We start from the raw sequence: 21,580 nt of genomic DNA, 5'->3' as shown, positions 1-21,580 counted from the left end.
TCGCGCCGCGCTGTCATGGCCTGATCGGCATGGTGCAGCGATGATCTGGCTGGACACCCTCGTGCAGGGGATTCTGCTGGGCGGGCTCTATGCCCTGTTCGCAGCGGGATTGAGCCTCGTCTTCGGAATCATGCGGCTGGTTAATCTGGCCCATGGCGACCTCATCATTCTTGCCGCTTATCTGGTGTTGATGGGCGTCACGCTGCTCGGCCTGTCGCCCTGGATCGCCGCGCTGGTCGCCATGCCGGTGATGTTCGCGCTCGGCTGGCTGTTGCAGGCCGCTGTCTTGAATCGCGTGCTGGGCAAGGACATCCTGCCGCCGCTTCTGGTCACCTTCGGCCTGTCGGTCACCCTGCAGAACGGGCTGCTCGAGGTCTTCTCCGCCGACAGCCGCCGCATCCCGGTGGGCGCGTTGGGGGGGGCCTCGCTCGATCTCGGGCTGGTCACGGTGGGGATCATGCCGTTGATGACCTTTGCGTCGGCGATCACGATGATCATTGCCCTGAACGGGCTCTTTTACCACACCGCCCTCGGCCGTGCCTTCCGCGCCACCTCGGACGACGCCGTGACGGCGGGGCTGATGGGGATAGAGCCGAAGCGGATTTTCGCGATCGCCACCGGGATCGCAATGGTCGTGGTTACGCTAGCGGCGCTCTACCTCGGCATGCGAGCAAACTTCGATCCCTCGATCGGACCGGCGCGGCTGATCTATGCCTTCGAGGCAGTGATCATCGGCGGCCTCGGCAGCCTGTGGGGAACGCTTGCGGGCGGGATCATCATCGGCGTGGCGCAGACGTTTGGTGCGGCGCTCAATCCGGAATGGCAGATCCTGGCCGGCCACATCGCCTTCCTGGCCGTGATGCTGCTCAAGCCGCGCGGGCTTTTTCCGCGCGCAGTGGATTGAGGGGCGGCATGTATCGACTGACAACCCGCACCCGCGCCGGAACCGTGACCGCGATCACCGTGCCCATCTTCATCGTCGCCGCGCTCGCGCTGCCTGCCGTGGCCTCGCGGGGCGTCATACAGGATCTGTTCTTCATCCTCACCATGCTGACGCTGGCGCAGATATGGAACCTGCTGGCGGGCTATGGCGGTCTTGTCTCGGTGGGTCAGCAGGCCTTCGTCGGCATTGGCGCCTATGCGATGTTCGCCGGCGTGATCCTGCTGGGCTGGAACCCGGTCGTGGCGATCCTGCTGGGTGGCCTTGCGGCGCTGCTGCTGGCGGTTCCGACGGCCTTCTTCGCCTTCCGTCTGCAGGGCGCCTATTTCGCCATCGGCACCTGGGTGATCGCCGAGGTGACGCGTCTGCTGGTCGCGCAGTGGAAATCGCTGGGCGGTGGCACCGGCACCTCGCTGCCACGAGAGGCGACGAGCAATGTCATGGGCACGGATGCGATCCGGGCACTGTTCGGCGTACGCGAGGCCGGGGCGCGCGATATTCTCGCCTATTGGCTGGCCCTGGTGCTGGTTGTGGCCGTCACGGGCGGCATCTACTGGCTGCTGCGCAGTCGCCTCGGGCTGGCGTTGTCGGCCGTGCGCGACAATGTCGAGGCGGCGCAATCGGTTGGGGTCGATGCCGGGCGGCTCAAATGGGCGGTCTTTCTGATCGCCGCGGCCGCCACCGGGCTGACGGGCGCGCTGATCTTTCTGCAGACGGCCCGCATCTCGCCGGAGGCGGCCTTCGCCGTCACCGACTGGACCGCCTACGTCATCTTCATCGTCGTCATCGGCGGCATCGGCACCATCGAGGGGCCCATCGTCGGAGTGCTGGTCTTCTTTGCCCTGCGCTCCGCGCTGGCCGACTACGGCAGCTGGTACCTGATGACACTCGGCCTGGTCGCCATCGCCGTGATGCTGTTTGCACCGAAGGGGCTGTGGGGGCTGATCTCGGCCCGCAGCGGCCTGCACCTGTTTCCGGTCCGCCGCAGGCTGGCCGGTCCGAAGATCGAAGGAGGAAATTGATGGCGGATATCGAAACCGACGTGCTGATCGTGGGCACGGGCCCGGCCGGCTCGGCCACGGCGGCACTCCTATCCAGCTCCGGCGTGGCCAATATGGTCGTGAACCGCTACCGCTGGCTGTCGAATACGCCGCGTGCCCACATCACCAACCAGCGCACCATGGAGGTGCTGCGCGACCTCGGGTCGGAGGTCGAGGCCGAGGCCGTGATGCACGCCTCGCCGCAGGAGCTGATGGGCGAGAACGTGTTCTGCGAAAGCCTGGCCGGCGAGGAGCTTGGCCGGATGAAGAGTTGGGGCACGGACCCGCTCTCCAAGGCCGAACATCTCTTGTCGTCGCCGTCCTTCATGAACGATCTGCCCCAGACCTTCATGGAGCCGATCCTGTTCAAGACGGCATGCGCGCGCGGGACGCAGGCGCGCATGAGCACCGAATATGTCGGCCATGTTCAGGACGCGGACGGCGTGACCACGACCTGCCGCGACCGGCTGTCGGGCAAGGACTTCACCGTACGGTCGAAGTTCCTCGTCGGTGCCGATGGCGGCAACTCGCTGGTGGCCGAGCATCTGGGCCTGCCGTTCGAGGGCAAGATGGGCGTCGGCGGGTCGATGAACATCCTGTTCCGGGCCGATCTTTCGAGATACGTCGCCCACCGGCCGAGCGTCCTCTACTGGGTCATGCAGCCCGGCGCCGACGTCGGCGGCATCGGCATGGGTCTCGTTCGCATGGTGCGGCCGTGGAACGAGTGGCTCATTGTCTGGGGTTACGACATCAACCAGCCGCCGCCCGATGTGACGCCGGAACTGGCCACCGAGGTCGCGCGCCAGCTGGTCGGAGATCAGAAGCTCGAGATCGAGCTTCTGGGCGCCAACACCTGGACCGTGAACAACTGCTTTGCCACGCAGATGCAGAAGGGGCGGGTGTTCATCATGGGTGACGCCGCGCACAGGCATCCGCCCTCGAACGGGCTCGGCTCGAACACCTCGATCCAGGACGGGTTCAACCTCGCCTGGAAGCTTGCCAAGGTCGTCAAGGGGCAGGCGGGCATCGGGCTTCTAGACAGCTACTCGGTGGAACGCGCACCGATCGCGCGCCAGATCGTGACGCGCGCGAACCAGTCCATCGCCGAATTCGGTCCCATCTTCGAGGCCCTCGGCATGGACGGCGGCGTGGATCACGACAAGATCCAGAGGAACATGGAGGCCCGTGCGGACGCGACCCCCGCCGCCGAGGCGCAGCGCGAGGCGCTGCGCAAGGCCATCGCCTTCAAGAAGTACGAGTTCGACGCCCATGGCGTCGAGATGAACCAGCGCTACGTGTCCGGCGCGGTGATAACCGGCGACCAGCCCGAGCCGGCCTTCGAGAGGGATCGCGAGTTGCACTATGCGCCAACGACCTGGCCCGGTGCGCGCCTGCCGCATGTCTGGGTCTTCGAGCGCTCGGGCAGGAAGGTCTCGACGCTCGACCTTTGTGGACATGGCGAATTCACGCTGCTGACCGGCATTGGCGGCGAGGCGTGGGTTGTCGCGGCCGAGACGATTGGTGCGGAACTCGGTCTGCCGATCCGCACTCATGTCATCGGCCCGCGCCGTACGATCGAGGACCATACCGGCGACTGGGCGCGTGCACGCGAAATCGGCGATGCGGGCTGCCTGGTGATCCGCCCCGACCATCACGTCGCCTGGCGCTCCGAGGCGCTGGCCGCCGATCCGGCGGCCGAGCTGCGCCGGGTCCTCAAATCCGTTCTCGCACGCTGAGGAATGTCCATGATCGACGAACACGAATACGGCTACTTCACCGAAGCGAACTCGGCCGAAGTCGTCGTGGCGCGCAACAAGAACGCCAAGGACCGGCGGCTTACTCAGGTGATGGAAGTCATCACCCGCAAGCTGCACGAGGCGGTGAAAGAGATCGAGCCGACACAGGAGGAATGGTTCGGCGCGATCATGTTCCTCACGCAGACGGGCCAGATCTGCAACGAGTGGCGGCAGGAGTACATCCTGCTGTCTGATGTGCTCGGCGTCTCGATGCTGGTCGATGCGATCAACAACCGCAAGCCGTCGGGCGCCTCGGAATCCACGGTGCTGGGGCCCTTCCATGTCGCCGACGCGCCCGAACTGCCTATGGGCTCGAACATCTGCCTCGACCAGAAGGGCGAGCCGATGTTCGTGCATGGCCGCATCCTCGACACCGAGGGCCATCCGATCGCAGGCGCCAAGATCGACGTCTGGCAGGCCAATGACGAAGGCTTCTACGACGTGCAGCAGAAGGGCATCCAGCCCGACTTCAACCTACGCGGCGTCTTCCGCACCGGCTCGGAGGGGCGCTACTGGTTCCGCGGCGCAAAGCCCAAATACTACCCTATCCCGGATGACGGGCCGGTCGGCAAGTTGCTCGGCGCTTTGGGACGCCATCCCTATCGCCCGGCGCATCTCCACTACATCGTCGAAGCCGAGGGCTTTGAGGCGCTGACCACGCACATCTTCGATCCGGACGACCCGTACATCGATACGGACGCCGTCTTCGGCGTCAAGCAGAGCCTGCTCGCCGAATTCCGCAAGGTCGAGGACGCCGAGGCCGCCGCCAGGGTCGAGGTCGTGGCTCCGTTCTATGACGTCGAGTTCGATTTCGTGCTGTCGCGCAAGAAGAAGTGACCCTGCGCAGCGGGCGCTGCGAAAGCGCCCGTGTGCGGGTCGGTGTTGCTGAAACAGGGAGGAAATGGATGGCCGCACTCGAAAAGATGTTCGATGTCAGAGGCAAGTCGGTGATCGTCACCGGCGGCGCCAGCGGCATCGGCCAGGCCTATGCCGAGATCATGGCCGAGCACGGGGCGAAGGTCTGCATCTTCGATCTGAATCCTGCCGGGCTGGAAAAGAGCGTGGCCGCGATCAGGGCCGCGGGAGGCGATGTCTGGGGCCAGGTCGCCGACGTCGGCGACCGTGTAGCCATGGCAGAGGCCTTCGACAAGGTGGCTCACAAGGCAGGCTCGATCGATGTTGTGTTCGCCAATGCCGGGATCGACGCCGGGCCGGGCTTCAACACTGCGACCGGCGAAAGGAATCCCGAGGGCGCCATCGAGAACCTGCCGGATGAGCACTGGGACAAGGTGATCGAAATCAACCTGACCTCGGTCTACACCACGATCAAGCATGCCGCCCGGCACATGAAGCCCAACGGCGGCGGCCAGATCATCGTCACGTCGTCCATCGCCTCGTTGATAAACGAGAGCATCGTGGGCACGCCGTACATGCCCGCCAAGGCTGCGGTGAACCATCTCGTTCGCCACATGGCGATGGAGCTCGGCGCCCACAACATCCGCATCAACGCCATTCTGCCCGGACCGTTCATCACCAACATCGCCGGCGGCCGGCTGCGCAATCCGGCGGACCGCAAGGCTTTCGAGGCCCAGTCGCTCCTCGGCCGGATCGGCGATCCCGAAGAGATCAAGGGCCTGGCGCTTTATCTGGCCTCGCCCGCCTCGTCCTATGTCACCGGGTCGCTGATCGTCATCGATGGCGGTTCGCTGCTGCGGATGACCTGAAGAGGTTTCAAACGGACGCCGGTCTCGTCGAGGGGACGGGTCGGCGAGACTTAACCAAGGGAGGAAACGACGATGACCTATTACAACAGACTGGTGAAATCGGGCTTGCAGCCCAGCCGCCGGACCGTGCTGAAGGGGCTTGGAGCCGGCATTGCCGCCAGCACGCTCGCCATGCCGGCCTATGTGCGCGCCGCGACCGCCGGGAAGATCAAGCTCGGCTATCTCAGCCCGACGACCGGGCCGCTCGCCCTCTTCGGCGAAACGGACGGCTACACCTTGCAGAAGATCCGCGCCTTGCTCGGCGGCCAGCTGCAATGCGCCAACGGCAATACTTACGAGATCGAGATTCTCGACCGCGACAGCCAGTCCAATCCGAACAAGGCGTCGGAAATCGCCGGCAACCTCATCCTGAACGACGAGGTGCATCTGCTCCTTCCGGCGTCGACCACGGACACGATCCTGCCCGCGGCCGAGCAGTGCGAACTCTATGAGACACCTTGCATCTCTTCCGGAGCCCCCTGGCAGGCGGTGATCATGCCGCGCGGCGGCGGCAAGCAGACTTTCGACTGGACCTATCATTTCTTCTGGGGCCTCGACGAGGCGCTGAACACCTTCGTCGGACTCTGGAACCATCTCGAGACCAACAAGAAGGTCGGGATGCTGTTTCCCCAGAACATTGACGGCGAGACCTGGGGCAACGACGAATACGGCCTGCCGGCGCCGACCCGCAAGGCCGGCTACGAGGTCGTCGTACCCGGCTACTTCCAGCCGCGCACCAATGATTTCTCAGCGCAGATATCCGAGTTCAAGAAGCAGGGCTGCGAGATCATCGGCGGCATCACCTACCCGGATGATTTGAAGACGTTCGTCACCCAGTGCAACCAGCAGGGCTTCAAGCCGAAGGCGGTCACTGTGGCGGCGGCGCTGCTGTTTCCAGGCGGCGTCGAGGCGATGGGGCCTCTCGGCAACGGCATGTCCTCGGAGGTCTGGTGGACGCCGGCCTTCCCGTTCAAGTCGTCGCTGACCGGGCAGGTCAGCAACGACATAGCCAGCCAATGGGAAGCCGATACGAAGCGCCAGTGGACGCAGCCGCTCGGCTATTCGCATGCCCTGCTCGAGGTCGCCCTGGACATCCTGAAGCGCTCTTCCAATCCACTCGACCGTACGGCCAACCGTGACGCTCTGGTCGCCACCGATCTGCAGACGCTGGTCGGTCATATCAAGTTCGACGGCTCGCCCCACAAGAACATCTGCAAGACGCCGATCTTCGGCGGCCAGTGGGTGAAGGGCGAGAAATGGCCCTATGACCTGAAGATCGTCGACAACACGGTCAATCAGCTCTTCGCGCCCCAACAGGCGATCAAGCCGATCGCCTGGTGACATGAGCCGGGACGGCGGAGTTATGGATAGAGAGATCCTGCTGAAAGCGCGCGGCGTGTCGAAGTCCTTCGGCGCCGTCCGCGTCCTGCATGAAGTGAGTTTCGACGTCCATCGGGGTGAGGTGCTGGGCATCCTCGGCCCGAACGGCGCCGGAAAAACGACGCTGTTCAACATGATCAGCGGCGATTTGAAGGCGTCGGGTGGTGAGATCCAACTCGGCGACACGGCGCTTCGCGGCGAACCGCCCTTCCGGCGCTGCCAGATGGGGATTGGGCGGACCTATCAGATCCCGCGCCCCTATTCCGGCATGACCACCTTCGAGAACCTGCTGGTCGCCGCTGCTTTCGGCGGCGGCCGGTCCGAGAAGAAGAGCTATGCCTTCTGCGCCCAGGTCCTGCGCGATTGCGAACTTTCCGACAAGGCCAATGTCTCAGCCGGCGCGCTGACGCTGCTCGACCGCAAACGGCTGGAACTGGCGCGCGCGCTGGCCTCGGATCCGAAGCTACTGCTTCTGGACGAGATTGCGGGTGGGCTGACCGACGATGAATCGAAGGCATTGGTGGCGCTGGTGCGCCGCATCCGCGACCGCGGCATCACGATCGTGTGGATCGAGCATGTGCTGCACGCGCTGCTGGCGGTGGCCGACCGCCTGTTGGTGCTGAACTTCGGCGAGAAGATCGCGGAAGGGGTGCCCGCCGAGGTGATTGCGCTGCCCGAGGTCCAGCGCGTCTACATGGGGATCGAGGCATGACGGCCGTTCTTTCCACCCACGGGCTCCTCGCCCGCTATGGTGACTTCCAGGCGCTCTATGGCGTCGACACCGAGCTGCATGAGGGCGAGGCCGTGGCGCTGATTGGCGCCAATGGGGCAGGCAAATCCACCCTCCTGCGTTCGATCATGGGCCTGCTCCCGGTCGCGCGAGAGATGGTGCTGCTGCACGGCGAGCCGGTCGGCGGCACCGCGACCGACCGCATGGTGCGCAAGGGCGTCGCCATCGTGCCGGAGGGTCGCCGCCTCTTCACCGGCATGTCGGTCGAGGACAATCTGCGCGTCGCCATCGATCAGGCCGCGCGCATGGGCGCGAAGGGTGGATGGACACTGGCGCGGCTGCACCAGCTGTTCCCGATCCTTAGGGAAAAGGCCCGCACGCAGGTGCAGAGCCTCTCGGGCGGGCAGCAGCAGATGGTGGCAATCGGCCGCGCTCTGCTCTGCCAGCCGCGCGTCCTGCTCTGCGACGAGATCAGCCTCGGGCTCGCGCCCAAGGTGATCCGCGAGATCTATGCCGCCTTGCCCGAAATCCGCGCCACCGGCACGGCGATGATCGTGGTCGAACAGGATGTGGGCCTCGCCCGGTCCGCCTCGGACCGTCTCTACTGCATGCTGGAGGGGCGCGTGACCCTGACCGGCAGGTCCGCCGAGATCACGCGCGAGCAGATTGGCAAAGCCTATTTTGGAGCGGGCCATGGAGTGGTTTGACGCCTTGGTGCAGGGGGTCCTGCTGGGCGGCATGTATGCCCAGTATGCACTCGGCATGGCGCTGATGTTCGGCGTCATGCGGATCGTCAACATCAGCCATGGCGATCTGGTGATCCTGCTGTCGCTGATCGGCATCTCGATCGCCACGGCCTGGGACCTGGGACCGCTGCCGGTGCTGATCGTGCTGGTGCCGCTGGCGGTGCTGATGGGCTGGGTGCTGCAGAAGGCCGTGCTGAACCGTGTGGTGGGCAGCGATCCGCTGCCTTCGCTGATCGCGACCTTCGGACTGTCGATCGCGCTGCAGAACCTGATGCTCCAGATATGGTCCGCGAACAGCCGGTCACTGCCTGGCCATGGGATCGAGAGCCAATCCATCGAGATCGGCGGTATCTATGTCGGCCTCCTGCCGCTGATCGTGCTCGCGGTCGCCACGGGTCTGACCTGGGGCCTCGACCTGATGCTGAAGCGCACGCGCTTCGGTCGGGCGCTCCGCGCGGCGTCGGCCGATGTCGAGGCGGCGGCGATGACCGGCATCAACCCCCGCGCCGTCTATGCGATGGCGACAGCGGCGGCGGTCGGCATCCTCGGCTTTGCAGCCGTCTTCCAGGCGTTGCGGTCGACCGTTGCGCCGGCCGATGGACCCGCTCAGCTGATCTACGCCTTCGAGGCGGTGATCATCGGCGGCATGGGTACGGTGTGGGGCGCCTTCGCCGGCTCGATGGTGCTCGGCATCTCGCAGGCCATCGGCTTCCGCATCGATCCGGGCTTCGGCGTGCTCGCCGGACATATCGTCTTCCTGATCGTGTTGGCGACGCGTCCGCGGGGTCTGTTTGGAAAGGCACTGTCATGAGCGCAATCCTCTATGCCGCAACTGACGTGCCCGAGGTCATGGTCCAGCGCCAGACGCGGTCGGGTCGCATCGCGATGACGCTGGCGGTGCTGGCGCTGATCGGCGTCGCTGCCATGCCGTTGTGGGCCTCGACCGGCACGATCCGGTCGGTTCTGGTGCTGTGCTGCTATATCGCCGTCGCGCAGATGTGGAACCTGCTCGCCGGCTATGCCGGCCTCGTCTCGGTGGGCCAGCACGCCTTCATGGGCGCGGCCGGCTATGCGCTTTTCGTGCTGGCGCAGACCTATGGCGTCAATCCGTTCGTGGCGATCTTCCTTTCGCTGCTTGTGCCTGCCGCGCTGGCCGTGCCGATCTATCTGCTGCTTCATCGCCTGGATGGCCCCTATTTCTCGATCGGCACATGGGTGGTGGCCGAGGTTTTCCGGCTGACCGCCTCGAACCTGCCGCTGGTCAATTCCGGCGCGGGCATGTCGTTGCGGGTGATGAAGGACTATTCGGCCTTCGAGCGGAATGTCGCCATGTCGCTGCTCTGCGCGGGGATGCTGCTGATCACGCTAGGTGGCAGCTACTGGCTGCTTCGCTCGCGCTTCGGTCTCGCGCTGATCGCCATGCGAGACAATCCGGTCGCGGCTGCCAGCCAGGGTGTGAATGTCGTGAAGCTGCGCTTCCTGATCTACGTCGCGTCGGCGGTCGGCTGCGGGCTTGCGGGCGCGATCTATTTCATGGCGCAGCTGCGCATCACCCCGGGTTCGGCCTTCGATCCGATGTGGGCGAACGTGGCGATCTTCATCGTCATGGTCGGCGGGATCGGCTCCATCGAGGGCGTTCTGATCGGATCCCTGATTTTCTTCATCGCGGACCGCTGGTTCGGTGAATACGGCGCAAGCTATTTCGTCGTCCTCGGTCTGATGACACTGCTTGTGGCGCTCTACGCCCGCACCGGCATCTGGGGCCTGATCTCGAAACGATGGGATGCGCCCTGGTTTCCGATCCGGCGCAAACTCGTCGATCCAAGCCCGCTGATAGGGAGAGTTCCATGAAAGCAGCTATCTTCGATAGGGTCGGCATCCCCTTGCGGATCGCAACGGTACCAGACCCGGCGCCGGCACCAGACGAGGTCGTCTTGCATGTCGCCGCTTGCGGCATCTGCGGCAGCGACCTGCACATCACCGAGGATCCGGTGCCCTTCGGCATCGGGACAGGTTTTGTGCTCGGTCACGAATTCGCGGGCGACATCGTCGCGATCGGATCGAAAGTGACCGGCCTGCGGATTGGCGACCGCGTGGCCGTCGTGCCGATGCGCGGCTGTGGACACTGCGAGGCCTGCGGGCGAGGCGATCCGGGGCGCTGTCCCGAAATCGTGCTGATCGGCGGCGGCTATGCACAATATGTGAGCGTCGCGGCGCGCCAGTGCCATATCTTGCCCGACGACGTGGCGCTCGAGGATGGTGCGTTGGCCGAGCCGCTTTCGGTTGCGCTGCATTGCGTCATCCGCTCGGGCATGAAGCCGGGAGACCGGGTTGCCATCCTGGGTGCCGGACCGATCGGCCTGCTCGTTGCCTTCTGGGCTCGGCGGATGGGGGCGTCGCGCGTGGTCGTCGCCGACATCCACGCCCATCAGCGCGAACGGGCGCTCGCTCTCGGCGCGACAGGCTTCGCGCTTTCGGGCGAAAAGCTGGCCGAGAACCTCGCCGATCTTTGCGGCGGAGCACCCGATATCGTCTTCGAATGCGTCGGCAAACGCGGCCTCATCGGCGCGGCGGTTGATGCTGTGCGCCTGCAGGGCACGGTGGTTGGCGTCGGCCTGTGCATCGGTGGTGACGAATGGGACCCGTTCATGGCGCTGATGAAGGAAGTGAACCTGTTGTTCTCGGTCTTCTTCCATCAACGCAACGAATTCGACGTCGCGCTTGATGCCTTGCGCGGCGGACCTTTCGCGCCCCAGGCGCTGATCACCGATCGGATCGATCTCTCACCGCTTCCGCAGGTTTTCGAGAGTCTTCGCCACCGTACGACGCAATGCAAAGTCTTGATCCAGCCGGACCTTGTCTGAGGAGGAATGAAAATGGCCGTTGAGTTCGAAACGCTCGAACACGATGTCGGTGGCACCAAGACGGTGGTGAAGGCCATCGGTGAGGGCAAGCCGGTGCTGTTCCTGCACGGCGCCTCGACGCTTGAAGGTTTCGGCTTTGCCGAAGGCCTCGCCGACCGCTTCCGTGTGCTCTGCCCGAGCCATCCGGGCTTCGGTTTTTCAGGCACGGCACCGCATGTGGCTGCGATGTCCGACGTGGTTCTGCACTATCTGAACCTGCTCGATGTTCTGGATCTGCCGGAGAAGCCTCATCTGATGGGCTTTTCCATGGGCGGCTGGATGGCGACCGAGCTCGCCGGCCTGGCGCGCGAGCGTTTCGACAGGGTGGTGCTGGTCGCCCCCGCGGGGCTCAACGATCCCGCGCATCCGGCCACCGATCTCGGCGCGGTCGCGCCGCAAGAGTTGCCGGCCTACCTTGCGCATGACGTCCCGGTGGCGCTGCGCTATTTCCCCGATGGGTCGGACCCGGCCTTTGCGGAAGCCTTTGGCGCCGATCGCGCCCGCGAAGGCGAGACGTTGGGCCGCCTGCTGGCCCCCTTCGGCATGGGCCACCCAAATCTGCGTCGCTTCATGGCGCGCATCGCCAATCCGACACTGGTCGTCTGGGGCACCAAGGACCGCCTGCTGCCCGCCAGCCAGGCGCCGCTATGGACCGAGGCACTGCCCGACGCGCGGCTGATCCTGGTCGAGGACGCCGGCCACTTCGTCATGCAGGAAAAACCCGAAACCTTGGCCAAGATCGGCGATTTCCTCGCCGGCTGAACCGATTTCAAAGAGGAGGAAGATCATGAACAAACCCATCAAGCACGGCTCGTGGGGGACGACCGCCGACCATCGCGATCTCTTGAAGCAGATCGCGGAGATCGGGCCGATCCTGGAAGCCAATGCCGCCGCCGACGAAGAGAGCGGTGAACTGACTTCGGCCACGTTCGCAGCGCTGAAGCCGCTGCGGATGTCGCATATCTTCGCCGCCGAGAGCCTTGGCGGCGCGCAACTGCGCCCCACCCAGGGCCTCGAACTAATCGAGGCGATCACCTGGCATTCTGGAGCGGCCGGCTGGGTTTCCATGGTACATTGCTGCATCGGTGCGATGTCGGCGGCCTTCCTGCCGGACAGCGCGGTCGCGCGGCTTTTCGCGCCGGGCACCGACAACCGGTTCTCGGGGCAGGGCGCACCGCTCGGCATGCTGAAGAAGGTCGACGGCGGCTACAGGCTGAACGGCAAGTGGAGCTATGGCAGCGGTTTCAGCCACGCCACCTACAGCCACAGTGCCGCCTTCGTCGATGATGGCACCGGCAAGCCCGCCAAGGACGAGAACGGCAACGTGATCGTCATGTGCGCCCATGCACCGATCTCCGAGCACAAGCAACTCGGCAATTGGGACGTGCTGGGTCTTTGTGGCACCGGCAGCATCGACTACGCGGCCGAGGACGTCTTCATTGCCGATGATCTCGTCTTCCCGATCTTGACCGCGCCGCCGCTGCGCCAGAAGGAGTTCTTCAGTCTCGGTGTCGTGGGCCTCGCCGCCATCGGCCATACCGGCTGGGCGCTCGGCGCCGGGCGGCGGATGCTGGACGAGATCGCCAAGTTCGCCCGCACGAAATCGGGCCGCGCCGGGTTGATCGGCGAGAGCGAGAAATTCTGGCATGACTACGGCCGTGCAGAGGCCCGCTATCGCGCGGCACGCGCCTTTGTCTTCGAAGTCTGGCGCGACGTCGAGGCGACGGTCGAGGCCGGCAACAGCGTATCGACGCGGCAGATCAGCCTTGTCCATCTGGCCAAGTCCGAGATTCATGAGGCGGGCGTCGATATCTGCAACTTCGCCTACCGGGCTGGCGGCGGCGCCTCGCTGCGCGCCGGTGTGATCCAGCGCACCTTCCGCGACATGATGGTGGCCGCCAACCACTTTACGATCGCGCCGTCGATCGTCACCTCGGCCGGCCGCGACATCGGCGGCATCTGGAGCCACCGCGTCTGGCAGTTCTACGACCTGATCGAGAAGAAATAGTCGCAAGGGCCGGACAGCGGACGCCGTCCGGCCCCTTTTTCAAGCTGCAGAAGAGATATGTCGATGAGCTTGCCGCATCCGATGACCAACGCCTTTCGCGAAGCCTTTCGCCACCATCCGGCCGGTGTTGCCGTCATCACGGCCGATCCAGGCGACAGACCGGTGGCGATGACCGTGTCCTCACTGATCTCGGTGAGCGCCGCGCCGCCGGTCGTCGCCTTCTCCCTTTCGATGAAATCGACATCGTCCGAGCCCATGCTGCGCGCCGAGACCATGGTGATCCACCTGCTCCGCTTCACTGACATCGACCTGGCGCAGCTCTGCGCGTCGAGCGGCGCGGACCGCTTCCCGCCAGGGGGCGCCTGGGCGCGCCTGCCCACCGGTGAACCGCGCTATACCGGCGTTTCGACCTGGTTCCGCGCCCGCCGGCTCGGCATCCTGCCGATCGAGGGCGCGACGCTGGTCGCGGCCGAGCTTCTGGACGGCGAGGTCCAGCCGGACGAGGTCCCTCCGGAGGCGCATTCGCTTGTCTATCTCGACCGCCGCTGGCATCGCCTGCACAAGGAACTGGACGGCGTGGCCGAGCTTCTGGAGTCGTCACGTTTTCTCTAGAGCGTTTCACCGTTTCATGGAAACGGTGAACCGCTCTAACTCTTTGTTTTGACGCAATTCTTGACGGAAAACCGCTCACACTTTTCCTGGAATTGCTCTACGCGAATCGCGTTCCGCAGCATTCGAAAAAACGCTTAGGTTGAGAAGCCATGCTTGAAGACGCTCGCCATGCGGTCGATTTCAGCGGACCGGGCGCCAGATGCGCATCCTGTGCAAATTCAGGCTGAGCTTCGCAGCATCAGTTCGGCGTTGAGCAGAATGCGTCCGCTTTCGCGCTTCGCCGCCTTTTCATCCAGCCGCAACAGCAGCAGCTCGATGGCCAGGCGGCCGATCTCGTTGTAGTTCTGCGCGACCGTCGTAATCGGTGGGCAGGCATAGCGCGACAATGGATGGTCGTCGTGTCCAGCAACCCGCAGGTCGCAATCCGCGCCATGGCCGACCTTCAGGCCGAGCTGGAACGCGGCGCCGATCACGCCGAAGGCAACACGGTCGTTGGCGCAAAGCACCGTCTTCGTCGGGAAACCTTGCGCCTGCAGGATGCGAAGCGCTTCGTCAAAGCCGAATTTTTCAAAATCCCACGATCTGATGTCGGCGACGGGCACGATTTCAGGCGTCATCTTGAACTGCTGCATGGCCTCGACATAGGCGTCCTGGCGTGCCGAGGCGTTGTTGTTGACGAGCGGCATGGCGAAGTAGCAGGGGGGCTCGCCGGACCTGCAGAGATAGTCGACGATGAGCCTGAAGCTCTGCCTGTTGTCGGTGCCGACGAACGAGGAGGTCTCGTCAAGCGGCGAGTCGACATAGATCAGCGGGATGCTCGATCCGAGTTCGGCCAGGATCCTGTGGTGAGACTGCACGCCGAGCGGCGCGATGATGGCGCCGGCGATGTTCATCGATCGGAACGTCTGGATCGCCTGGTCTTCCATTTCGGGGCGCCCGTCGGAGGAGAGCACGAACGCCAGGAAGCCGGCTTCATTGGCGATCGTCTCGATGCGGCGCGTCAGCGCCATGTAGAACGGATCCGTCGAATTCGGGATGATGACGCCCAGTATGTTGCTGCGGCGGCGATTGAGATTGACGGCGAACATGCTCGGTCGGAAGTCGGACTTCTTCAGCGCGGCCTCGATCGCGCTGCGCGTGTTTTGCCTCACCGAACCGGGATCGTTGAAATATTTGGAAACCGTCGTGCGGGACAGACCGACAAAGGCGGAAAAATCCTCCATCGTTCTTATCGTCTTCGCCATCCATGGCCCCCTGTTTGAACCCGCCGTATCGACCTTCTACGTGAGTCACCTATTTGCGCAAAGCCGGAGGGTTTTTCTCCCGGCTGCGCAAACGATCGGCCCGCAAGGGGAAGCCGCATAGCCCTGAGTCTACGCTTGCGCGGAAAACTGCACCTTCATCGTCGTTGGGTCGCCGCTGCTCTTGGCAAAGAACGGCAGCAATTGCGACAGCGGCAACTGATGGCTGACAAGCCGCGCCATCGTGCCGTCGTCGCGTTTGAGGATCTCGAGCGCCTGCGGGATGTTGCGGTTCAACGAATGCGAACCCGCCAGCCTGATCTGCCGGCGGAAGATTTCGAACGGGGCGACCGAGATCCTGGCATCGGGCGCGCAGACGCCGAAGACCAGGGCCGTGCCGCCATCGGCGGTGAAGCCGATCATGCCTTCGACCACCTTGGCGACGCCGGTGGCGTCGGCGACGAAATCGAAGCCGCGCGCCCGCGTCGACAGCGCCTGCGATCCGGACACCAGCGGTTCCAGCCCGAGCGCTTCGGCGAAGGCCAGGCGCTGTTCGCTGATGTCGGCGACCGCCACGCTTGCCACGCCCTTGGCCTTGAGCGACAGCGCCAGAAGCAGGCCGATCGGCCCGGCGCCGAAGACCAGCGCATTGCCCGGTATGCTCCTGCCGGCCTCGACGCCTGCGGCACTGAGACCATTGAGGACACAGGCGAGCGGCTCGGCAAGGGCCGCCGTATCGAAGGCGAGATCGCCGATCCCATGCAGATGGTCGACGGCAACCACGCTGAATTCCGCGAAGCCGCCATTTTCGGTGACGCCGTAGGCCTTCAGGCTGGCGCACAGATTGGTCAGGCCCTTCCGGCAGGCGGCGCAGTGGCCGCACGGTATGTTGGGATCGACGGCAACCCTGTCGCCCGGCTTGACGGTGGTGACATCGTCGGCGACCGCCTCGACCGTGCCAGCATATTCGTGGCCGGGGACCAGGGGAAACGCACCTTCGCCGTAGCGGCCATGCAGCACCTCGATGTCGGTATGGCAAAGGCCGGCGGCGCGGACGCGCACCAAAGCGTGTCCAGGCTTGACCTTTGGCAGCTCCAGATCCGCCATGCCGGCGACGCCCGCAGCGGTAAATCGGATAGCCTTCATTGCAGTCTCCCTTGTCCCGGCAGCTTGGTTTGCAGTGCGTCAGCCCATCCAGTTGCCGCCATCGACATTATAGGTTTGCGCCAGGATGTAGTCGCTGTCGGACGAGGCAAGGAACACGGCAAGCCCGGCAATATCCTCGGGGTTCGCGAAGCGGCCGATTGGCACCGACTTGGCCACCGCGGCCTTCTTCTCGCCGGGCTTCAAGCCCTCCCAGCGGGCGAAGTGGGCGTCGACGACCTCCCAGTGTTCGCCGTCGACGACGCCGGGCGCGATGGCGTTGACGTTGATGCCATGCTTGACCAGCGCCAGCGCGGCCGACTGCGTCGCCGAGATGATCGCTGCCTTGGAGGCGCAATAAAGCGTCACCAGCGCCTCGCCGCGGCGGCCGGCCTGGCTTGCCATGTTGATGATCTTGCCGCCGCGGCCGCGCTTGATCATCAGATTGGCCACCGCCTTCATCATGAACAGCGGCCCCTTGAGATTGATGTCGAAGACCCTGTCGTAGCTCGCTTCGGTGATGTCGGTGATCGGTGCCATGTCGAAAATGGCGGCGTTGTTGACCAGGATATCGATGCCGCCGGATGCACGATCGACCTCGGCGGCGACGCTCTCGATCGCCTCGAGGTCGGTGACATCGAGTTTGACTGCGCTGGCCGCCGCGCCGATCGCCGCTGCCGCCCGCGTCGCGCGGTCGATATCGATATCGGCAATCACCACGCTGGCGCCTTCGCGCGCGAAAGCTTGCGCGAAGCCGAGGCCAATGCCGCGCGCGCCGCCGGTGATCAAGGCCGTCTTGCTCTTCAGTTTCATATCCGGTTCCAGCCTTTCCCGACTGTTCGAAAACGATATTTGGCGCCTGCCGGCGGATGCGTGGCGGCGTCTTCTCAGGCAATTCCTGTGGGAAAACCGTTACACGCTTTTCGCCAGATTGCTGCGAGGAACGCACGGACCTGCCGATTGCTCACGCAATTCCGGAGGGAAAACCGCACCGCAGCTTTCCTGGAGTTGCCTCGGCGGATCCGTGCATCCTCCCGGCCCGCTGCAACGGGAGGTATGACAGGCCGGGATCGCCAGGAGGCGGCGCACGTTCCGCCCCCTGGTCTGGTTGTGTGGCTCGAGCCCGCTATTTGATGTAGCCCGCTTCCGTCATCGTCTTCTCTACGGAGGACTGGGCGCCATTGAGCGCATCATCCACCGACTGCTGGCCGGTCACCGCGGCAGCGATCGCCTGACCAACCTCGGTTCCGATGCCCTGGAATTCAGGGATGGCGACGAATTGGATGCCGGTATAGGGGACCGGATCCTTGGTCTGCTTGGTCGGGTCGGCGGATTCGATCGCTGCAAGCACCGTCGCGGCGAAGGGCGCCGCCTTCTGGTAGTCGGCGCTGGCATAGGTCGACTTGCGCGTTCCCGGAGGTGCCGCGACCCAGCCTTCGGTCTCGCCGACGCGCTGGACATAGGCTTTCGAGGTCGCCCATTTGACGAAGGATTTTGCCACATCGGCCTTCTTGGTCGAGGTCGGGATGGCGAGGCTCCATGCCCAGCCCCAGGCCGAACCGTTCGGCGTGACCGCCACCGGCGCCTTGGCGAAGCCGACCTTGTCGGCGACCTTGCTTTGCTTGGGATCATAGACGCGGCCCGCGGCGGACGTGGCGTCGATCCACATGGCGCAATGGCCGGAGGCGAACAAGGTCTGGTTCTCGTTGAAGCCGTTGGAGCTTATTCCCGGAGGTCCATCCTTCTTCATCGTATCGACATACCAGCCGATCGCCTTCTTCCACGCATCCGAATTGAGCTGCGGCTTCCAGTCCATGTCGAACCAGCGGCCGCCGAACGTGTTCACCAGCGTGCCGACGAAGGCCATGTTCTCGCCCCAGCCCGGCTTGCCGCGCAGGCACAGGCCGTATTGCTCCTTCGACTTGTCGGTGAGCTTGTCGGCGAATTCCGTGATCTGGTCATAGGTCGGCTGCTCCGGCATCTTCAGGCCGGCGGCGTCGAACAGATCCTTGCGGTAGAGTGTGAACGAGCTTTCGGCGTAGAAGGGCACGGCATAGAGCTTGCCGTCGACCGTCAGGCCGCTGCGCACCGGCGCGATCAGGTCGTCATAGTCATAATCGTCGCCGAGATCGTTGAGCGATGTCAGCCAGCCGCTCTTACCCCAGATCGGCGTCTCATAGCCGCCGATCGTCATCACGTCGAACTGGCCGCCCTTTGTGGCGATGTCGGTGGTGACCCGCTCGCGCAGCACGTTCTCCTCGAGCACCACCCAGTTCACCTTGTTTCCTGTCGCCTTCTCCCATTCGGGCGACAGCTTCTGCATGATGATCATGTCGCCATTGTTGACTGTCGCAACCGTGATCTCCTCGGACAGGGCGGCATTTGCCGCCAGTGCCGAAACAGCGGCCGACAGGCCAAGAATTCCGATACGCTTACCGATAGGCATTTCGTCTCCTCCTTTACGAATGCGCATGTGTAAGTGGACATGCGTATACATTTTATTGCGCTATGGGAAAGCCGAGTCAAGGCAGCCACGCTTGATTTCGGCACCATGCCGTCACCAGGCGAGTTGATATTCCTGATTTGGCATGTCTAGGAAGGCCGCATGCGCAGCAAAATAAATGTACATGCGTGCAGTTTCTGTTGACTTCGCACTTGCCGCGATTTACCTCGGCTACCGTCAAGCGCTATCGTGGGGCTGGGGTGACTGCGACGGCATCCGTTCCGGCTGGGGAGAGAAGGAATTGCAGCAATGAGCCGCCGAAGGGAGATCGCCTCCGAAGCCGCGGGGCCGACGATCACGGCCGGCGAAATCCTGGTCGAGATCATGGCGACGGACCGCGGCCTGGGGTTCCTCGAACCGCTGGCGCTGGTCGGGCCATATCCGAGCGGCGCGCCGGCCATCTTCATCGACCAGGTGGCTAGGCTGGGCGGCGGCGCCGGGCTCATCGGCTGCGTCGGCCGCGACGATTTTGGAACGATCAACCTGGAAAGGCTGAGACGTGACGGCGTCGACGTCTCGGCGGTGTCGGTCAGCGACCGCTACCCCACGGGAAGCGCGTTCGTGCGCTACAGGCCCGACGGCGGCAGGGACTTCGTCTACAACATCGCCGAATCCGCCGCCGGGCAAATCCGTCTCACCGACGCGGCGCGCGAATTGGCGGACAGGGCCGGCCATCTGCATGTCATGGGCTCGACCTTGTCGGTGGCCGGGCTGAAGGAGATCGTCGCCTATGCCTTGAAATCGGTGCGGGCGCGTGGCGGCTCGACCTCTTTCGATCCGAATATGCGCAAGGAGTTGATCGACGGCGCCGACGGCGCGCAATTTTCAGCGCTGGTCGACGATGCCGATCTGTTGTTGCCGTCCGGCGACGAATTGCTTGCAGCCGCCGGGGTCGATGACGAAGGCCAGGCGGTGAAGGCGTTGTTTGCCAGGGGCGTCGGCGAGATCGTGCTGAAGCGCGGGGCCGCCGGCTCGTCCTGGTTCGGCGCCGACGGCGCCAGGATCGACTGCGCCGGTTTCCGGGTCGAGGAAGTCGACCCGACCGGCGCCGGCGACTGTTTCGGCGCGACCTATCTCACCTGCCGGCGCAAGGGCATGGAGCCGGCCAAGGCGCTGTTTTATGCCAATGCCGCCGGCGCCCGCAACGTCACGCGGCGCGGACCCATGGAAGGCACCGCCGGCTTCGATGTGCTGGACGGCTTCATCACCGGGACGCAGAGGGCGACATGACGACCAACCCGCTCGCAGGCCTTGCCACCGCGCGCAGAAACGGGTCGCCCTACGGCATCACCTCGATCTGCTCGGCCCATCCGCTGGTGATCCAGACGGCCATCCGGCGCGCCGTCAGGGACAAGGAAAGCAGCCTGCTGATCGAGGCGACCTGCAATCAGGTCAACCAGTTCGGCGGCTACACCGGGATGAGCCCGGATTTGTTCATCGCTTTCGTGCTCGAGATTGCCGGCAAGGAGGGACTCGACCCCCAACGCATCATCTTCGGCGGCGATCATCTGGGACCGAACCCGTGGCGCACGGAGCCGGCAGCACAAGCGATGAGCAAGGCCGAGGCCATGGTCACTGCCTATGTCTGGGCCGGCTTTAGCAAGATCCATCTCGACGCATCGATGGGTTGTGCCGGCGAGCCGGCGGCCCTGGACGACGAGACCATCGCGACACGGGCCGCGCGGCTGGCCAAGGCGGCCGAAAAGGCGGCACGCGCCACGAGTGGCGCCTTGCCGGTCTACATTATCGGCACCGAGGTTCCAGCTCCCGGTGGCGTCGATCACGCGATCAGCGACCTGAAGCCCACCGAGGCGGCGGCGGCGCGGCGCACGATCGAGGTGCATCGCGAGATCTTTGCCAGGGAAGGGCTGACGGAAGCATTTGGCCGCGTCATCGCCGTGGTGGTGCAGCCGGGCGTCGAGTTCGGCAGCCAGAACGTCGTCGCCTACAGACCCGAGGCATCGAAGCCGCTGACCGGTTTGCTCGACGAGGAACCGTCGCTCGTCTACGAGGCGCATTCCACCGACTACCAGAGCCGCGCGGCGCTCACCGCCCTTGTCGGCAACGGCTTTCCGATCCTTAAAGTGGGTCCAGGCCTGACCTTTGCGTTGCGCGAGGCGCTTTACGGGCTCGACCTGATCGCGTCCGAAATGATCGCGGACTATGGCGACAGGTCGCTTGCCCGCACGATGGAACGCGTGATGCTGGCCGCTCCGGGCCATTGGCACGGCCACTATCACGGCAATGAAGCCGATCGCTACCTGCAGCGCCACTACAGCTACAGCGACCGCATCCGCTATTATTGGAGCAATCCAACGGCCAGCGTTGCCGTCGGCCGCCTGCGTGAGGCACTTGCCGGCGTTGCCATTCCCGAAACGCTGATGCGGCAATTCCTGCCGACGCTGCCGTCCGGGCTTGGACCGGCTGGCAATCCCGAGGCCATTTTTCACGCAGCGATCGGCCAGGTGCTGGCCGACTACGACGCCGCTTGCCGCATCGCCTGAACCCGTCGCATCGTCGCTCGCCACAGGCTTGCTGCGCTCACTGGTCGCCGCAGCCAGGCATCAGGAAGCGAGGGGCTTCCTGACCAGCTATACCTGCCGGCCTCCTCCGGCGCGGTTAGCCCGGTCGTAAAGGGCGACCTGGGTGGCGCCGTCGATCCAGGACAATTCCTTGGGCTCCTGCGCGGTCGCGAATGCCACCGAGGGCGGATTTGTGTCTTTGTTGCTTGTTGTTGCCCGATTTTATCTGGCCAGCAGCAGCCGGGCATAGAGT

Annotated in this window: 20 protein-coding genes; 16 read left to right on the top strand and 4 right to left on the bottom strand. The window is 64.6% G+C overall.

The features are described 5' to 3' along the window. Positions 1-40 precede the first annotated feature (40 nt). The 14 genes from AC1DX4_RS25505 to AC1DX4_RS25440 all read left to right on the top strand — a co-directional run bounded on the left by AC1DX4_RS25505 (position 41) and on the right by AC1DX4_RS25440 (position 13,918). Positions 41-904 carry a branched-chain amino acid ABC transporter permease gene (locus tag AC1DX4_RS25505; protein WP_477222935.1) on the top strand — a complete coding sequence of 288 codons (864 nt, stop codon included), beginning with the start codon at positions 41-43 and terminating at the stop codon, positions 902-904. 8 nt (positions 905-912) lie between these two features. Beyond that, complete coding sequence (locus AC1DX4_RS25500; protein WP_477222934.1) at positions 913-1,962, top strand: branched-chain amino acid ABC transporter permease; 1,050 nt, start codon at positions 913-915, stop codon at positions 1,960-1,962. Further along, positions 1,962-3,716, top strand: a complete 1,755-nt coding sequence (locus AC1DX4_RS25495) for an FAD-dependent oxidoreductase (RefSeq protein WP_477222933.1) — start codon at positions 1,962-1,964, stop codon at positions 3,714-3,716. Before AC1DX4_RS25500 ends, AC1DX4_RS25495 begins: the two co-directional genes overlap by 1 nt. A 9-nt stretch (positions 3,717-3,725) precedes the next feature. Continuing rightward, the gene (locus AC1DX4_RS25490) at positions 3,726-4,613 is read left to right on the top strand and encodes an intradiol ring-cleavage dioxygenase (RefSeq protein WP_477222932.1); all 888 of its coding nucleotides are present in this window, start codon (positions 3,726-3,728) and stop codon (positions 4,611-4,613) included. A gap of 68 nt (positions 4,614-4,681) precedes the next feature. Beyond that, on the top strand, positions 4,682-5,500 hold the full coding sequence (locus AC1DX4_RS25485; protein WP_477222931.1) for an SDR family NAD(P)-dependent oxidoreductase: 819 nt from the start codon (positions 4,682-4,684) through the stop codon (positions 5,498-5,500). A gap of 72 nt (positions 5,501-5,572) precedes the next feature. Continuing rightward, positions 5,573-6,880, top strand: coding sequence for an ABC transporter substrate-binding protein (locus AC1DX4_RS25480; protein ID WP_477222930.1), 1,308 nt, complete (start codon positions 5,573-5,575; stop codon positions 6,878-6,880). A 22-nt stretch (positions 6,881-6,902) separates the two neighbouring features. Continuing rightward, a complete protein-coding gene (locus AC1DX4_RS25475; protein ID WP_477222929.1) occupies positions 6,903-7,631 on the top strand; it encodes an ABC transporter ATP-binding protein in 729 nt (242 codons plus the stop codon). Beyond that, the gene (locus tag AC1DX4_RS25470; protein WP_477222928.1) at positions 7,628-8,356 is read left to right on the top strand and encodes an ABC transporter ATP-binding protein; all 729 of its coding nucleotides are present in this window, start codon (positions 7,628-7,630) and stop codon (positions 8,354-8,356) included. Before AC1DX4_RS25475 ends, AC1DX4_RS25470 begins: the two co-directional genes overlap by 4 nt. Next, positions 8,343-9,206 (top strand): branched-chain amino acid ABC transporter permease, encoded by an 864-nt coding sequence (locus tag AC1DX4_RS25465; protein ID WP_477222927.1) that lies wholly within the window; start codon positions 8,343-8,345, stop codon positions 9,204-9,206. Before AC1DX4_RS25470 ends, AC1DX4_RS25465 begins: the two co-directional genes overlap by 14 nt. Beyond that, positions 9,203-10,246: a branched-chain amino acid ABC transporter permease gene (locus AC1DX4_RS25460; RefSeq protein ID WP_477222926.1), complete on the top strand. Its 1,044-nt coding sequence runs from the start codon at positions 9,203-9,205 to the stop codon at positions 10,244-10,246. The genes AC1DX4_RS25465 and AC1DX4_RS25460 overlap by 4 nt, the downstream gene beginning before the upstream one ends. Further along, positions 10,243-11,259, top strand: a complete 1,017-nt coding sequence (locus tag AC1DX4_RS25455) for a zinc-dependent alcohol dehydrogenase (protein ID WP_477222925.1) — start codon at positions 10,243-10,245, stop codon at positions 11,257-11,259. The genes AC1DX4_RS25460 and AC1DX4_RS25455 overlap by 4 nt, the downstream gene beginning before the upstream one ends. A gap of 12 nt (positions 11,260-11,271) precedes the next feature. Next, a complete protein-coding gene (locus AC1DX4_RS25450) occupies positions 11,272-12,060 on the top strand; it encodes an alpha/beta fold hydrolase (protein WP_477222924.1) in 789 nt (262 codons plus the stop codon). 25 nt (positions 12,061-12,085) lie between these two features. Next, positions 12,086-13,306, top strand: a complete 1,221-nt coding sequence (locus tag AC1DX4_RS25445) for an acyl-CoA dehydrogenase family protein (protein WP_477222923.1) — start codon at positions 12,086-12,088, stop codon at positions 13,304-13,306. A 63-nt stretch (positions 13,307-13,369) separates the two neighbouring features. Then, positions 13,370-13,918, top strand: coding sequence for a flavin reductase family protein (locus AC1DX4_RS25440; RefSeq protein WP_477222922.1), 549 nt, complete (start codon positions 13,370-13,372; stop codon positions 13,916-13,918). A 218-nt stretch (positions 13,919-14,136) separates the two neighbouring features. Here AC1DX4_RS25440 and AC1DX4_RS25435 read toward each other — a convergent pair whose 3' ends face one another. From AC1DX4_RS25435 to AC1DX4_RS25420, 4 genes are all read right to left on the bottom strand, one after another. Beyond that, the gene (locus AC1DX4_RS25435) at positions 14,137-15,141 is read right to left on the bottom strand and encodes a LacI family DNA-binding transcriptional regulator (RefSeq protein WP_477222955.1); all 1,005 of its coding nucleotides are present in this window, start codon (positions 15,139-15,141) and stop codon (positions 14,137-14,139) included. Between the two features lie 150 nt (positions 15,142-15,291). Next, positions 15,292-16,305: a zinc-dependent alcohol dehydrogenase family protein gene (locus AC1DX4_RS25430; protein WP_477222921.1), complete on the bottom strand. Its 1,014-nt coding sequence runs from the start codon at positions 16,303-16,305 to the stop codon at positions 15,292-15,294. 39 nt (positions 16,306-16,344) lie between these two features. After that, complete coding sequence (locus tag AC1DX4_RS25425; protein ID WP_477222920.1) at positions 16,345-17,115, bottom strand: L-iditol 2-dehydrogenase; 771 nt, start codon at positions 17,113-17,115, stop codon at positions 16,345-16,347. A gap of 313 nt (positions 17,116-17,428) precedes the next feature. Beyond that, on the bottom strand, positions 17,429-18,748 hold the full coding sequence (locus AC1DX4_RS25420; RefSeq protein ID WP_477222919.1) for an ABC transporter substrate-binding protein: 1,320 nt from the start codon (positions 18,746-18,748) through the stop codon (positions 17,429-17,431). Positions 18,749-19,054: 306 nt separating this feature from the next. On the opposite strand from AC1DX4_RS25420, the gene AC1DX4_RS25415 reads away from it, so the two are divergent. Continuing rightward, positions 19,055-20,035, top strand: a complete 981-nt coding sequence (locus AC1DX4_RS25415; protein ID WP_477222918.1) for a tagatose kinase — start codon at positions 19,055-19,057, stop codon at positions 20,033-20,035. Next, positions 20,032-21,309, top strand: coding sequence for a D-tagatose-bisphosphate aldolase, class II, non-catalytic subunit (locus tag AC1DX4_RS25410; RefSeq protein WP_477222917.1), 1,278 nt, complete (start codon positions 20,032-20,034; stop codon positions 21,307-21,309). The genes AC1DX4_RS25415 and AC1DX4_RS25410 overlap by 4 nt, the downstream gene beginning before the upstream one ends. Positions 21,310-21,580 lie beyond the last annotated feature (271 nt).

This window comes from Mesorhizobium sp. P3_A8 (assembly GCF_056402995.1).
Note: the sequence above shows the minus strand (reverse complement) of the source record. Positions and strands in the feature narration are given on the sequence as shown.